The sequence below is a fragment of the Nostoc sp. UHCC 0870 genome (genome assembly GCF_022063185.1).
In the GTDB taxonomy this organism is placed as follows: domain Bacteria; phylum Cyanobacteriota; class Cyanobacteriia; order Cyanobacteriales; family Nostocaceae; genus Trichormus.
Window position 1 is genome coordinate 2709485 of sequence record NZ_CP091913.1, and the last position, 15043, is coordinate 2724527.

12 protein-coding genes and 2 pseudogenes are annotated in these 15043 nt (G+C 38.4%); 11 read left to right on the top strand and 3 right to left on the bottom strand.

The features are described 5' to 3' along the window. Positions 1-163 precede the first annotated feature (163 nt). Positions 164-5497 carry a trifunctional serine/threonine-protein kinase/ATP-binding protein/sensor histidine kinase gene (locus tag L6494_RS11785; RefSeq protein WP_237995028.1) on the top strand — a complete coding sequence of 1778 codons (5334 nt, stop codon included), beginning with the start codon at positions 164-166 and terminating at the stop codon, positions 5495-5497. A 26-nt stretch (positions 5498-5523) separates the two neighbouring features. Beyond that, a complete protein-coding gene (locus L6494_RS11790; protein WP_237995030.1) occupies positions 5524-6261 on the top strand; it encodes a response regulator in 738 nt (245 codons plus the stop codon). Between the two features lie 412 nt (positions 6262-6673). Here the strand turns inward: L6494_RS11790 and L6494_RS31145 are convergent. Beyond that, positions 6674-6793 (bottom strand): annotated as a pseudogene (locus L6494_RS31145) (IS110 family transposase); the annotation flags it as partial. A 563-nt stretch (positions 6794-7356) separates the two neighbouring features. On the opposite strand from L6494_RS31145, the gene L6494_RS11795 reads away from it, so the two are divergent. From L6494_RS11795 to L6494_RS11810, 4 genes are all read left to right on the top strand, one after another. Then, positions 7357-8178, top strand: a complete 822-nt coding sequence (locus L6494_RS11795; RefSeq protein WP_237995032.1) for a radical SAM protein — start codon at positions 7357-7359, stop codon at positions 8176-8178. Positions 8179-8203: 25 nt separating this feature from the next. After that, positions 8204-8827, top strand: coding sequence for a 4Fe-4S single cluster domain-containing protein (locus tag L6494_RS11800; protein WP_237995033.1), 624 nt, complete (start codon positions 8204-8206; stop codon positions 8825-8827). A 314-nt stretch (positions 8828-9141) separates the two neighbouring features. Further along, the gene (gene ureE / locus L6494_RS11805) at positions 9142-9588 is read left to right on the top strand and encodes an urease accessory protein UreE (protein WP_237995034.1); all 447 of its coding nucleotides are present in this window, start codon (positions 9142-9144) and stop codon (positions 9586-9588) included. Next, a complete protein-coding gene (locus L6494_RS11810; protein ID WP_237995035.1) occupies positions 9563-10252 on the top strand; it encodes an urease accessory protein UreF in 690 nt (229 codons plus the stop codon). The genes ureE and L6494_RS11810 overlap by 26 nt, the downstream gene beginning before the upstream one ends. Before the next feature lie 308 nt (positions 10253-10560). Here L6494_RS11810 and L6494_RS11815 read toward each other — a convergent pair whose 3' ends face one another. After that, positions 10561-10728 (bottom strand): NblA/ycf18 family protein, encoded by a 168-nt coding sequence (locus tag L6494_RS11815; protein WP_237995036.1) that lies wholly within the window; start codon positions 10726-10728, stop codon positions 10561-10563. Positions 10729-10973: 245 nt separating this feature from the next. On the opposite strand from L6494_RS11815, the gene L6494_RS11820 reads away from it, so the two are divergent. The 5 genes from L6494_RS11820 (at position 10974) to L6494_RS11840 (ending at position 14040) form a co-directional block, all read left to right on the top strand. Next, entirely contained in the window at positions 10974-11582 is a 609-nt protein-coding gene (locus tag L6494_RS11820) for a phycobiliprotein lyase (RefSeq protein ID WP_237995037.1), read from the top strand. Next, positions 11539-12129: a hypothetical protein gene (locus tag L6494_RS11825; protein ID WP_237995039.1), complete on the top strand. Its 591-nt coding sequence runs from the start codon at positions 11539-11541 to the stop codon at positions 12127-12129. The genes L6494_RS11820 and L6494_RS11825 overlap by 44 nt, the downstream gene beginning before the upstream one ends. Before the next feature lie 211 nt (positions 12130-12340). Then, the gene (locus tag L6494_RS11830) at positions 12341-13081 is read left to right on the top strand and encodes a phycobilisome rod-core linker polypeptide (RefSeq protein WP_237995042.1); all 741 of its coding nucleotides are present in this window, start codon (positions 12341-12343) and stop codon (positions 13079-13081) included. Between the two features lie 172 nt (positions 13082-13253). Next, on the top strand, positions 13254-13772 hold the full coding sequence (locus tag L6494_RS11835) for a hypothetical protein (RefSeq protein ID WP_237995044.1): 519 nt from the start codon (positions 13254-13256) through the stop codon (positions 13770-13772). A gap of 61 nt (positions 13773-13833) precedes the next feature. Continuing rightward, positions 13834-14040: a hypothetical protein gene (locus L6494_RS11840; RefSeq protein WP_237995046.1), complete on the top strand. Its 207-nt coding sequence runs from the start codon at positions 13834-13836 to the stop codon at positions 14038-14040. Between the two features lie 196 nt (positions 14041-14236). On the opposite strand, the pseudogene L6494_RS11845 reads toward L6494_RS11840, so the two are convergent. Further along, a pseudogene (locus L6494_RS11845) lies at positions 14237-14389 on the bottom strand (IS4 family transposase); the annotation flags it as partial. Positions 14390-15043 lie beyond the last annotated feature (654 nt).

Sequence of the window (15043 nt, forward strand, 5' to 3'; positions counted from 1 at the left end):
ATTTGAAACGGTAATTGTCCCGTTGAAAGTACATCACAAAAGTACCCCTAATTTCCCAACTCCAAGGCGGTAATGAACAAAATATCCAATGCGGTTAAAACCACTCGTACCGCTTCCCTCTCAGGGCTAAAGCCTCTGAGTTTCCCACTTACCGCGTATTCTTATGATAAAACTCGCTGGTTATCAAATATTAGAGAAAATTTATGAAAGTTATAATTCCGAAGTTTATCGGAGTGTTAGGCAACAAGATAACCAAGCAGTGATTCTCAAGGTTCTCAAGCAAGATTATCCCACATCGGCAGAACTGACTAGATATAAGCAAGAATATGAAATTACCCGCAATTTACATTTAGATGGAGTGGTGAAAGCTTATGCTTTAGAAGCGTATCAAAAAACTTTAGTGATTATCTTAGAAGATTTTGGGGGTGATTCATTCAGGCATTCTCATCATCTTAACTCCATAGCAGACTTTTTAGCGATCGCCATTAAAATCACCGCCACTTTAGCGCAAATCCATGCAGCTAATATCATTCATAAAGATATTAACCCCTCAAATATAGTTTTTAACCCCAAAACAGGCGAAGTTAAAATCATTGACTTCGGTATTGCTACAGTTTTTACTCGTGAAAATACTACCCTCAAACATCCCAATGTTTTAGAAGGTACTCTGGCTTATATGTCGCCAGAACAAACAGGGAGAATGAACCGCGCCCTCGATTATCGCACTGATTTTTACTCCCTCGGTGTGACATTTTATGAATTGCTAACTCAAAAACTTCCTTTTGAAACTGATGATTCTTTAGAATTAGTCCATTCTCATCTAGCTAAACAAGCAATTCCACCACATATCATCAATCCAGATATACACAAAACTCTATCAGATATTGTCATGAAATTAATGGCAAAAACTGCGGAGGAACGATATCAAAGTGCTTTGGGTATCAAAGCAGATTTAGAATTTTGTTTGATGCAATATCATCAAGGTAAAATCTCCTCATTTACCCTGGCTAGTCAAGATATTTCAGACCAATTTAAAATTCCGCAAAAACTCTATGGTAGAGAACCAGAAATTGCAGCTTTACTAACAGCTTTTACCAGAGTCAGCAAAGGAAACACAGAAATGATGTTAGTAGCTGGTTATTCTGGTATTGGTAAATCAACATTAGTACAGGAAATTTATAAACCCATCACTGAACGACGAGGCTATTTTATTGCTGGTAAATTTGACCAATTTCAGAAAAATATTCCTTATAGTGCAGTAGTTAAAGCCTTTCAATCTCTCATTAGACAACTGCTGACAGAAAGTGAAAGCCAACTGCAAACATGGAAAAATAAAATCTTAACGGCTTTAGGGGTCAACGGTCAGGTAATTATTGATGTTATCCCAGAATTGGAACTAATTATTAATCAACAACCACCAGTACAAGAATTAGCCGCAGCAGAATCTCAAAATCGCTTTAACTTAGTTTTTCAAAACTTCATTCGTGTATTTTGCCAAAAAGAACATCCGTTAGTCATATTTTTAGATGATCTACAATGGGCTGATTCTGCTACTCTCAAATTAATTGATTTAATTATGAGAGATGAAGAATTAGGTTATTTATTTTTGATTGGCGCATACCGAGATAATGAAGTAGATATTAATCATCCCGCCATCATTACTATTGAAGGATTAAAAAAATCAGGTTTTCTTATTGAAGAAATTACCTTAGAGCCACTAATATTAGAACATATTACTCAACTAATTTCCGAGAGTTTATACAGTGATATCATCTCTGTCGAACCATTAGCAAAGCTAGTACAATCTAAAACAGGTGGTAATCCTTTTTTCGTTAGTCAATTCTTGAAAACATTATATCAAGAAAACCTGCTGGTATTTGATTTACAAAACCTGATTTGGCAGTGGGATATTACCCAAATTGAAGAAATGGGTATTACAGATAATGTTGTGGATTTAATGATCGGCAAGTTAAAAAGACTGTCGCCAAAGACTCAGCATATTTTACAGTTGTCAGCTTGTGTAGGTAATAGTTTTGATTTAAATACACTGGCAATTATTTCTGAAAAACCAACACATGAAACCTTTAGGGATATTTTACCCGCCACTGAAGAAGGACTAATTATACCCACTTCTGATTTAGAAATTACAGAATTAGATTTAATTCATTCCCCCCTAATAATTATCAATTATCGGTTTCTGCATGACCGTGTACAACAAGCGGCTTATGCCTTAATTGATGAAGATAACAAGAAGAATATTCATCTTCAAATTGGTCAGTTATTATTACATAATCTAGTAACATCAGAACTAGTTAATAGAATATTTGAAGTTGTAGATCATCTCAATTTAAGTCGAGAACTACTAGTAAATAATATAGAAAAAATTGAGCTAACTAAATTAAATTTATCAGCAGGAAAGAAAGCCAAAGAAGCAAATGCTTATAGTGCAGCTTTGCAATATTTAATTGCAGGTATGGAAGTTCTGCCCGGTGATATTTGGCAAGAACACTATGATTTAGCCTTTAATTTGCATCTAGAAAGGTCAGAAGTTGAGTATTTACTGGGTAATTTTGAGCAGTCCCAATCTCTGATTGCAGTCATGCTAGAGCAGACTAGAACTAATCTAGAAAAGGCTAAAATCTATAATCTGCTGATTGTGCAGTATACCCTATTAGGGGAACTAGATGAGGCTGTTACAGCCGGACGTAAAGGTTTGGCTTTGTTAGGAATTTACTTACCTGAAGCTGACTTTGAAGCAGCTTTAGAAGTTTTAATCACTGAGGCTAATCAACTTTTAGAAAACCAGGATATTGCCAGCTTAATTGATAAGCCAGATATGGTAATTCCCGAAAAAATAGTTGCTTTAAATCTTTTAATGAATGTTGATCCGGCAACTTATCTTGCAGACCAAAGACTATACAAAATAGTAGTTTTAGAACTATTAAATCTCTCTCTAAAATATGGTAATTTAGGTGAATCTGTTAAGGGCTATGCCAATTATGGGATGTTACTAGGTGCTGTTTGGCGGGATTATCAAAAGGGTTATGAGTTTGGTAAGTTAGCTCTGCAAGTGAGTGAAAAGTTTAATAATCTAGCACAAAAATGTAAAGCCTGTTTTGTATTGGCGAATTTTCAAACAAATTGGGTCAAACATATCAAGTTTACGCGGGCAATTAATCAAGACGGATATCATGCAGGATTGGAATCAGGAGACTTACAATTTGCGGGATATATTCTCGCCTTTCAGATATTTAATACTTTATTTGAAGGAGTGCAATTAGCAGATGTATTGTCAGAGTTAGACAATGGGTTGCAATTTGTCCAGAAAAATCAGAATCAATGGGCAAAAGATACCATGTTAGCAGCCCGTTTAAATCTATTAAATTTGACAGCAAGAACATCAGATCAGCTAGATTTTGACACTACCGAAATTAGTGAATTAGAATATGTAGCAGGTTGTCGCGATCGCACTAGTTTTGCTCCCCTATTCTGCTATTTAACTTTAAAATCTCAAATTCTTTATTTTTATGATGAAAATTTAGAAGCACTCAGGTGTTCTTTAGAGGCAGAAAATTATCTAGAATTTTTGAAAGGTCTGATTCCAGTAGCTGATCAAAATTTCGCCCAATCACTAATCCTGACTTCTTTATATCCTCAATTTACTCAAGAAGAACAAACGGAGTATTGGCAAAAATTAGTTGCTAATCAAAAGCTGATGAAACTCTGGGCAAATAATAGCCAGGAGAATTTCTTGCATAAGTATCTTTTGATTGAAGCAGAAATGGCTCGCGTATCTGGTGCATATTTAAAGGCGATGGATTTATATGACCAAGCAATTACATCAGCACAAGAATATGATTTTATCCAAAATGTCGCTTTAGCTAATGAACTAGCCGCTAAGTTCTGGCTAACTCAAGGTAAAGAAAATATTGCCCAACTCTACATGATAGAAGCTCACTACAGCTATCAATTGTGGGGTGCTACACGCAAAGTAGAGGATTTATTAGTCAAATATCCCCAATTACTAGACAAAACAGGAGTAGTTAGTAAACGTAAACAAACTTTGACTACTCATAATAGTGTGACTACAACGCAGACTGATCATAGTGAATCTTTAGATTTAGCAACTGTAATTAAAGCATCACAAGTAATATCTGGGGAAATAGTCTTAAGCGAATTGCTCAAAAAATTGATGTCAATCGCTATTGAAAATGCTGGTGCTGCTCATGGCTGTCTGATTCTCAGCCGAAATGAAAAGCTAGGAATAGAAATTTCCGTAGATAAGCTAGGGGTAATTAGTGTAGAGTCAGCCAGAGCCTTGGTTGCGGACATTCTACCTTTATCTGTGATTAATTATGTGGCTAGAACTCATGAAGATGTCGTTTTGAGCGATGCAATAGACGAATCTAACTTTGGGAATGATCCATATATTCAATCTCAGCAACCAAAATCTGTGTTGGCGACAGCGATTATTAATCAAGGAAAGTTCATTGGGATTCTGTATTTAGAAAATAATTTGACTGTCGGCGCATTTACTAGCGATCGCCTAGCCATTTTGCAATTATTATGTTCTCAAGCGGCAATTTCTCTAGAAAATGCCTTACTGTATGAGCAACTAGAGCAATATTCCCAGACTCTAGAAATTAAGGTGGAAGAAAGAACACGGGAATTAAAAGCCGCCCAAACTAAAATAATTGCTCAAGAAAAACTTGCATCCTTGGGTTTACTCACAGCCGGAGTAGCCCATGAAATTAGAAATCCCCTCAATTTTGTGAATAATTTTGCTGAAATTTCTGCTGACTTAGCACAGGATGTACTTGCAGAACTCGAATCTCAATCTGAGCTTGTCAAAACAGAATCATTTGACTTTATCAAACAAACCCTAAATGACATAGTTGAGAATGTCACAGAAGTCAAACAGCAAGGACTCAGGGCTGATAACATCATTAGGAATATGTTGCTTTTAGCTCGAACTGATAGTGACAGTCAACGACAAATCACTGATCTCAATGCCTTAGTTGCCACTGCCATTCAACTGGCATATCATAGTTTAGTCAATAAGTGGGAAGGCTTTAATATAAAAATAGAAACTGAGTATGATCCATCTTTACCGGAGGTAGCAATTGTTTCTCAGGATATAAATCGAGCCTTGATTAATATTATTGATAATGGTTGCTATGCAGCTTATAAGAAAAAACAGGAGATTGGTAAACAGTTTATCCCCCAACTTTTTATCAAAACCCAAAATCAAGGAGAAAATTTCTCAATCATTATTCGAGATAATGGTAATGGAATTGCACCAAATTTAATCGATAAAATTTTCGATCCCTTCTTTACTACTAAGCCTGCTGGAGACGGTACAGGTTTAGGGCTATCTATCATCCAAGATATTATTGTTGGTCAACACCAAGGAGATATTCAAGTAAAAACCGAAGTTGGAGCATACACAGAATTCATAATCATCATACCAATTTCTTTGTCGATAAATCAAAAATAAGCAAAATTATTGAAGGGTTTTAAGTCATGCCTGAATATATATTATTTGTGGATGATGAGAAATTGATTAAACGTCTAGTATCTCATTATTTCCGAAATCAGATCCGCAAAGGAGAGTATGAATTTATTTTTGCCTATAATGGGATAGAAGCACTAGAAATATTACGAGAAAATCCCCTGATTAATTTGGTGATAACTGACATTAATATGCCAGAAATGGATGGATTGACATTGCTGGGCAAAATCCGCGAATTTCATGAAAATACCAAATCTATTATTGTTTCCGCATACGAAGATATAAAAATGATTAGACAAGCCATGAGTCTGGGAGCTTGTGATTTCATCAATAAACCTATTGACTTTCAAGACTTAGAGAATACTATTAGCCGTACTTTAGATTATATTAATCATTTAAAGAAAAATAGTTATTTAGAAGAACAAACGCAATTACCAAAAACCCAAACTAATCAAATATCTGTAGTTAGCCAGTTAATTACCGAATCAGTATATGAAATAAACAACCCCATTAATTGGATATCTGGCAATCTTCAAGAAGCGCAAGTAGTTATTAAAGACCTGATTAATAATTTACAACTATGCCAGCAACAATTCACTGATATACCACCGGAAATTTTGCAGAATATTCAAGAACATGGCAGGGAAGATTTAGTTTCACAATTATCTAAAATGATGATATCAATGCAAGTAGGGACAGATCGTCTTGAGCAGATTGGTAATAATTTAACAACTCAAATTAAACAATAGACCTCTTACATAAATGCTTAACCCGCATTTCTCACAAACAGTAGGGGCGGGTTCACAGATATACTCGAATCATTCACGAAGATTTTGCTAAACCCGCCCCTACGGACTCTGGACTGAGGTTGCAAGAATTGGTGAGAAATCCGAGTTAAGCTGTCATGTTGAGCGAAGCGAAACATCTCAAAGATTATACATTTCATTCGCAACAAGCCTAAATTTGTGCATTAGATGTAGCGACTGTCTTAAAAGTCAAGCGATCGGGAGCAAAAAAATGAAGCAGAGAAAGTAAAGAAAAAAGAAACAAGAGGAAAAAACAACATTCCAAAGCGAGCCAGTCATGCTGCGATCGGTAAACACAGAAGTCAAAGCACAACAAGCTATGGTGAATCATCTTGGTATAAAAAGATGATCTCAATTATGAAGACACAGTTGCAGATTCATCATTAACGCGCCAAGGTAAATTGTCTCTGACCATAGCATTTAAAATGACTAACATTTTATGAACGCAAGCAGTCAGAGCCAATTTCTTAGATTGGCTTTACTGACATGAATTCCTACCCATTGACCAGTATTTTCCATCTTTCACCCTCACAGATAACCTCAATCTTGGTAGATTTTCATCCCCTTGATTTCACTCATCCTTGCCCGATACGGACTGTATACTTTAATTCTCTATACTTAAACTTAAAGTTTTGCCCCTGGCGACTGTTCGAGTTCTGTCAAAGAGATTGTTGTAGTGACCCATGCTACGAAGCAGTCTATTTTGACCAAGGTTGTGACGGTCTACTACTTCCCTCAATATACAAGGTTGGGTTACGCGTAGCGCAACCCAACATGGACTCGGAAACTCAACATAGATATTAGACCATGACAGCTTATAGCGTTTCTTACTGGAGTTTAGACTCTTATATTTAGACTAAAAATTGGGTCAAGAAGTGAGCTGATAGAGAAGATATAAGAGAATACCGTTTAGTTACGGGTAATTTAAGGATACAGAACAGCAAGCAGATCCTAGTTGCTTCACAACTTCCTCATCTTCTAATTGTAAATTGTGGATAGTAACACCTAGACGATCGCCATGCCAGCGAGAGAATAAGTATGAACGCCATACAATCTACAGAAAATTCCCGTCATTCCTTAGTCTACGGGCCGGTCAAATCTTGGCGATTTGGGCGATCGCTGGGTATTGATCCAATTGGAGAAGTTTCTAGTTGCTCGTTTAATTGCGTCTACTGTCAATTAGGGCAAATTCAAGTACACACCACTGAACGCCAGATTTTTGTACCTACATCTCAAATCATTGAGGATTTGCGGCGATCGCTATTACCCAATAAAAAAATAGATGTAGTTACCCTCAGTGGTAGTGGTGAACCGACATTAGCCTTAAATTTAGATGAAATTTTAGCGATCGCCAAACAGTTGACAAAACTGCCAACGGTAGTATTAACTAACAGTTCACTCCTAGGCGATCGCATGGTACGCGACGCTTTGCAACTAGCTGATATTGTATCTGTTAAATTAGATGCCATTTCGTCACATCAATGGCAGCGCATCAATCACCCAGTAGGGATAATAAATCTACCAGATATTTTGGCAGGTATTGCCCAATTTCGCGGGGAATATACAGGACATCTCGCTATCCAAACAATGGTTTTGTCTTCCTGGACGACAGAAATGCTAGAAGATTATATCCAACTGTTACAGCGTCTGAGTCCTGATGAAATTCAACTTAACATTCCATCTCGACCCCGCGCTTTGGTTCGTCAGTTGGATACTAGGGGGAATAATGCGGTTGAATCCGGGTGTGGTAATTTGAGCCAACTTAAGTGTATCAGTGTCAATGTCCTCAATGCTTTAGCTGATGCCATTTACGATGCAACCAAAATTCCAGTACGCTGCGCCCCGATAGCTTTGTCATAGTTCACCGTTTACAAGGAATCAACAGATGGAAACCGAACAAACCAACCTATCACTAATACGCCCAGAAATTCCCTCTGGTCATCTTAACATCATGGGTTATATTGATGAATCAGAAGTGAATGGACCTGGTTGTCGTGCTGTTGTTTGGGTACAAGGGTGTCCGAGGGAATGTCCTGGCTGTTTTAATCCCGATTCCTGGACATTTGAGATGAACCAACTAGTAACTGTTGATAGTCTAGTTGAGCAAATTTTAAGCAAACCCCAAAATACCGGCGTGACATTTTCTGGTGGAGAACCATTTTGGCAAGCACCAGCCCTAGCTGATTTAGCCCGTAAGCTAAAAGCTGCTGGTTTAAATGTCATGTCTTTTAGTGGTTTTACCCTCAAGCAACTCCAATCAGAATCCGCACCTCCAGGTTCTCAAGAATTATTAGCACAATTAGATATTTTGATTGATGGGCCGTTTGTAGAAACTTTAGCAATTAATTCTCCAGATTCCCCTGTTTCCTCTCGGAATCAAAAAGTTCGCGTATTTAACCCAGCTTTTGCTGACAAAATTTCTTGGGCTAGCGACCAGATAGAAGTTCACATCCTCAAAGATGGAAATCGTATTGTCACCGGTTATCAAGGTTGGCTGGAATTGACTTAAATCAGTTAACAGTTATAGCACTTCTCGTTTGTATGCAATACACTCTAACCTCTCTTTAAACCTCTCTCCTACAACTGTAGAGACGTTGCATGCAACGTCTCTACATATTCCCCCCTTCCCTACTAGGGAAGGGGCTGGGGGTTAGGTCTGTATTAGACTCAACTGCAAACCGCTATATCAAGATTAAAATTTCTGGATGGTATACCTTTGGGGAGTAGAAAATATTAATCTACTCCCATTTTCTTGTATCTTAATTACGAATTACGAATTACGTTAGCGGAGCGGGACGTTAGTCCATTACGAATTACATAATTATGCTCACCTTGACGCAAAGACAACCACCAAACCCTGAGATAACAGTCACTTTTACTTTGGCACTGACAGCAGAAGAACGTACCCGCAGCCGTCACCGCTTTGAAACAGAAGACGGTAAGGTGGTGTTTTTACGTTTACCTAGGGGGACGGTGTTGTGGGATGGGGATATTCTACAAGATGAAACCAATGGCAGTTTTATTAGAATTACCGCTAAACCAGAACAGGTTTTAACTGTTATCGCCCCTACGCCAATTTTATTAATGCGGGCTGCATACCATTTGGGTAATCGTCATGTACCTGTAGAAATTACCTGCAATTATTTACGTTTATCTCCAGACCCAGTTTTACGCACCCTGTTAGAACAGATGGGGCTGGAAATCACAGAAGAAATTATCCCATTTCAGCCGGAGGTCGGTGCTTATGGACACCATCACCCTCACGGATAGTCATTTATTGCATCTCTTGCAGCTAGCCAGTTCCGCCTTACCTGTGGGAGCATACAGCTATTCGGAAGGAATAGAAACATTAGTAGAACATGGCACAATTACCAACAAAGACACCCTCAAACATTGGTTAGAGGCAGAATTGCGTTATGGGGCAATTCGATTAGAAACGGCGGTAATAGTCAGAGTGCATGAGGCTGTGACTACAGGTGATTTGGAAAGATTGCGCTATTGGAATGTGTGGTTATCGGCTGCTAGGGAAACCCAAGAATTACGTAATTCTAGCTGGCAAATGGGGCGATCGCTCATGCAATTACTTGCTAAAATACAACCGCAAGTATTAGATTTAGCCAACGCTGTGAGTAATCCTTGCAATTATGCGATCGCTTTTGGTGTTGCTGCTGCTCATTGGCAAATCCATCCTCAAGCCGCTTTACTAGCATATCTGCATAGCTGGGCAACTAATTTAATGACGGCTGGAGTAAAACTCATCCCCCTCGGACAAACAGCCGGACAAGAAATATTACTAAATTTACAACCATTAATTACTTCTGCCACAATAGAAATAATGGAATTAGAAGATGATGACCTGAGTTGCTGTAGTTGGGGCTTATCTTTAGCAAGTATGCAGCATGAAACGCAGTATACAAGATTGTTTAGAAGTTGAGAGATTAGTTAGCGTTTTTAATATATCAACTAAGAATGGATTGGTTCAAGGAGTTAGCTACAAAGCTTGTACGCATATACATAGAAAAGATGGATATAACTACTCAACTTAGAAGATTCCATGAGACTCTCATTCGCCCGTGTCGCTTCCCTCTCAGCACTGAAGTGACTGAGTTTCCCGCATACCGTGAGGTCTTATGACAAAAACAATACCCCAGCCAGGACTACCCCGACTGGGGAAACTATGTGAAATTCTTTATTCAAGGCGAAACTAGGGGGATTAATTGGTATTTTTCGTGAGAGGTTAGCCTAAAGTTGCTGGAGAAGATGCTTAATCATATTGTCTTTGACCATTAACTGTCGCAGCACCTCCAAGAGGAATTTTTGAGATTCTTCCTGGCTTAATCCCTTAACCTGCTCTTCGTAAAGTTTGAGGTTGAATTTTTGCTCTAAGTTCAGCTCCATTGGAATATCCATAATTTCTATTCTCCGGTGTTTCGCAACATTAGCTTGATCTAGACTATAGATGTAAGGTTAACAAACGTTACACCTACTTGACAAGTAGACACTTTTAGACGATTGCGAATAAACGAAATATACAGTTTGTTGTAGCGACTTCAGTCGCGTCCGCTTCTTTGGTATAAGTTTTTGTTGGCAACTTCTTAACGTTTTATAATTTATGAGCAGAGGGTTTTCAACTTGTTGTTTGGAGTTAGGTTTTTATGGATGCAATGGAGTTTTTTGAACTAAGTACAGGTAGATGGCGATCGCAGCGAACGACACACCACCTGGCCTTCAAGCGATCGGAAGCTGGGGAATCAGACATCCAGGTGCAAGCCTTTGCTGCTGATCATCCTCAAGTGATTGAAATTTGCCAACTCCATGAGGTTGACCCCAAATTAGCGATCGGTGGTGCTTTTGTCACTTGGCAAGGAGCAATGGGATGGGATAAAGAAGAAGAAAATCATGAAGGCTCTACAGTCTTCTCCCTAATTCCTGATGCAGATAACCCCCGCCAAGGTTCATTGCTGCGAGAACGAGGCTATGCCGAAATTGTCCCAGTAGCAGGACGCTATCACATGGATGATGAAGATGCGTTAGTCTTGACGACTGAATATGAAACAATGAGTTCAATTGAGAGATTTTGGTTTGTCAGCCCCAGTCTCAGGATGCGAACCAGTACAGTCAAACGGTTTGGTGGTTTTAGCACTGCTACCTTTTGTACCGAATTTCGGATTGCAGATGCTTCAGAGGTTGCTTCTAACCTGACTCCTGACCAGATTAACAATGCGGCTCAACCCACAAAACACTTCTCCTTCTTTGGTTGGTAAATTAATCATTACCAGCAGTACCGATCCAGTAGCACGAGGGTTAGACTACCTTTATGGAGTTAGGTGTCTAGCTCTTGACTCAGAGATGATAGATGTGGTTTATGATATGAATAACCGCATTCCTCTGTGCGCCTGGATCAGTGAGCATATTGATGGGGTGAACAGACAACTGGAAAAATATCTTCAGGCTTGCCACGATTGTTTTCACCCTTGGGAGCAACCTCCTATTCAAATTTGTGCTGCTCCTATTGCTCAGGGTTTTGGGATTGATGCTCTCTGTAACCTCCAGACACATCCAATTACCATTCTGATTGATGTAGGGCGAGTTGTGCCGGCAGACTGGTTGCGCTTAGTTGTCCACGAATATGCCCATGCTCATGTCGGTTTTCCGGGACATCAAGAACAATTTGCGCGATCGCTCTCTCACCTCTGTCTCGGATTGGGAATTGCACCCCCCCCTAGGGAATCTGCTATAGAATCTCACCTGCGATTTTATCCTGATTGCCGTCCCACTCAGAACCCCTTAGCGTTTTGGCGCGGAGAATGAGTAGGACTGACGATCAAATGTTACGAATTACTACTTACTTTCGCAAATCAACAGGCGAAATCTCTACACAAGCGTATTCTGGATTTTGAGTTCCGTAGATGGATAGCAGTTACATCACCCGTAGTTAGAAGCTGCGGTCATTGCTAGCTGCTAATTCGATACAATAACGGAATTTTTTACGTGCGTTTCATATATCATAAAGGTGTTCATTATGTCAATTCCTTTGTTGGAGTATGCCCCTTCATCTCAAAATCAGCGTGTGACTAGCTTTGAGATACCTGGTGATGAACAGCCTAGAGTTTACACAACTGAGAACCTGTTGTCAGCCAGTGAAATGGATGTCTTGATTGTGGCAGCCTATCGCCAAATTTTTCATGAACAGCAAATGCTGTCCAGTAATCGTCAAATCTTCCTGGAATCTCAACTCAAAGCAGGACAGATCACAGTCAAAGATTTTATTAGCGGATTAGTCTTATCCGATTCGTTTAGACGGCTCAATTACGAGTCCAATAATAATTACCGCTTTGTAGAACTCTGTGTACAAAGAATTCTAGGGCGGAATATTTATAGCGATCGCGAAAAACTCGCCTGGTCTATCGTCCTTGCGACCAAAGGACTAAAAGGCTTCATTAACGATTTGCTCAACAGCGAAGAATACATCGATAACTTTGGTGATAGTACCGTTCCTTACCAACGGCGACGAATTTTACCCCAGCGTTCCCAAGGCGAGTTACCCTTTGAAAGAATGGCACGCTACGGCACTGATTATCGTGACAAGTTGCCACCTTCAATGAGAGGCTATAAACAACGTGAGCCATTTACTTTACAAACCTTCTTACGTAGTTCTGACAGGGATGTAATTTTATGGCTAGTAGCTTCCATCGTCTTTTTAATCGCCTCCTGCTACTTCCTACCCATGTTTGATTTATTAACCAAAATCGGACCCTACTAAATAATCTCTCCGTGTCTCTGTGTCTCTGTGGTGAAAAAACCCTTAATTTCACCACAAAGACCTATGACTGGGAAAGTATTTCCATTTCTGCATTCAGATTATATCTAGCAAATGGCTCCGCAAACTCCAGCATCAAAGGCGTAAAATATATATTTAGGTTTGGTGTTATTTTATGCTTGGTCAGGTTTTAAATATTGGTCAATTGCACTGGCAAGCACCTACATTTTGGTTGAAAGGTGTAGCTGGGGCAATTGCATTTTGTAGCATAGATTTGGCAATTTATACTTTATTTTTACAAAAACTGATAACTCCACCTCAAATATCTCAATCACAAGTATTAACAACAGTTAAACAAAAAGCTAACAGGGGAGATTTTCAAGAAAGTATAGCTCCTATTATCCCTACAAAAAATTCACCTACTTTTAATTATCAGGAAGGGGAAAAAATTACTAAAGGTGAAATTGTTAATGCTAAAATTGGTGAGGGTGATGCAGTGTTACCAAATAATAAGCACTATAAAATATATACTTTACAGGGACAAAAAAATGATGAAATTTTGATTGAAATGACAAGTCAAGAGATTGATCCATCAATAATTTTATTAGATGCTGATGGTAATGAAATTTGGCACAAAATTCAATGGTCAAGTTGTACAAGCTACATTAAAATCAGGCGATCGCACTTTACCTAACAATAGCTATTTTCACATTTATGTGTTTGAAGGCAAAGCAGGTCAGCAAGTGACTATTGAGATGAATAGTAAACAAATAGATGTGAACCTTTACTTACTTCTACCTGCTAAAGAGAAACTTATAGCCACCAATGATGATATTGCTCCCAACAATTTCAATGCTAAATTGACTGTCACTTTGCCAGAAAATGGGGTTTACTATCTTCTGGCTAATACTTTTGCGGGAGGAGAATCCGGTAGTTACAGCTTACGAGCTAAGATTAATTAATAGGTCAAGCAGCAAAAATGTTTGAGTAAGGTTTCACTGTATTTGAGTTCATCAATTAAGTGATTTAGGTAAAAAACATTATTTTAACACTGTTCTGTTACTCTCTGAAAGCATTTGCTATTTGTGAATTCTAGAGCTTTTATCTACCAAGTGATCGCTCGATTATTTCTTAATAACAAATACAAGACCTATTTTTTCTAATAAGTAGGGTTAATACCGCCGCCATCATCAACGGTAAATTAAGTATCCGTTCTCTGATTCCTAATTTTTGGTAGTAATTTTCTAGATTTGTAATGGCTGGTGTCAGTAATCTTTTCAATTGCTCGGCTATTACTTCGTCTTCCACCAGTGGTCTGTGTTTCTTTTTCGCGTGGTCACGAGAATATTTTTCGGCTGGGGGTCATGGCTGGTCTCAATCGCTCAACTACTTGTCTACACCGAGTTTCTCATGATTTTTGACCTCTGCAAATACTACCCTTGACAATTTTCCCTTTTCCTTCAGAACTTATGCAAGTGTCACAATCGATAGTTGGTGCGTGACGCTATAAGTCTCATGACTACGTTCAAATACTTTCGCAGCCTCACACAACGACAATAAAGCGGGAGGAAAATCCACACCGCTTTTTGCCTCCCCTACATCAAAAATATGCCAGTTGCGTAAGTCCTATCCTTAACTTGTCACCAATGATTACACAGTCTACTTTAAAGAGGATATAAATTACAGTTGATTTATATAGTAGCTTCACTGAGAATCAAGGGTCAGTAACTTACTCAAATATATTGAATAGCCAAATTTATTATTTATTAAATAAATTAAGTACAATTTCGGTTTTTAATTTAACCGAAAATTATATATTTTATCTCTATGTACCTCAATAAAGCTACATCCAATACAAAGAATAAATACAAAAGACAAAACTATTTTCGCGCATTCAAATTTGGCTCGCTTGTCAGTTCCTGAGTATTTTGATCATAAAAACTGTAAAACTGTCACCGACTACAA

Bases quoted from the DNA above. Each gene is read 5' to 3' on its own strand.
- L6494_RS11785 (WP_237995028.1), top strand. From the start codon at position 164: ATGATAAAACTCGCTGGTTATCAAATATTAGAGAAAATTTATGAAAGT.
- L6494_RS11790 (WP_237995030.1), top strand. From the start codon at position 5,524: ATGCCTGAATATATATTATTTGTGGATGATGAGAAATTGATTAAACGT.
- L6494_RS11795 (WP_237995032.1), top strand. From the start codon at position 7,357: ATGAACGCCATACAATCTACAGAAAATTCCCGTCATTCCTTAGTCTAC.
- L6494_RS11800 (WP_237995033.1), top strand. From the start codon at position 8,204: ATGGAAACCGAACAAACCAACCTATCACTAATACGCCCAGAAATTCCC.
- ureE (WP_237995034.1), top strand. From the start codon at position 9,142: ATGCTCACCTTGACGCAAAGACAACCACCAAACCCTGAGATAACAGTC.
- L6494_RS11810 (WP_237995035.1), top strand. From the start codon at position 9,563: ATGGACACCATCACCCTCACGGATAGTCATTTATTGCATCTCTTGCAG.
- L6494_RS11815 (WP_237995036.1), bottom strand. From the start codon at position 10,728: ATGGATATTCCAATGGAGCTGAACTTAGAGCAAAAATTCAACCTCAAA.
- L6494_RS11820 (WP_237995037.1), top strand. From the start codon at position 10,974: ATGGATGCAATGGAGTTTTTTGAACTAAGTACAGGTAGATGGCGATCG.
- L6494_RS11825 (WP_237995039.1), top strand. From the start codon at position 11,539: ATGCGGCTCAACCCACAAAACACTTCTCCTTCTTTGGTTGGTAAATTA.
- L6494_RS11830 (WP_237995042.1), top strand. From the start codon at position 12,341: ATGTCAATTCCTTTGTTGGAGTATGCCCCTTCATCTCAAAATCAGCGT.
- L6494_RS11835 (WP_237995044.1), top strand. From the start codon at position 13,254: ATGCTTGGTCAGGTTTTAAATATTGGTCAATTGCACTGGCAAGCACCT.
- L6494_RS11840 (WP_237995046.1), top strand. From the start codon at position 13,834: ATGAATAGTAAACAAATAGATGTGAACCTTTACTTACTTCTACCTGCT.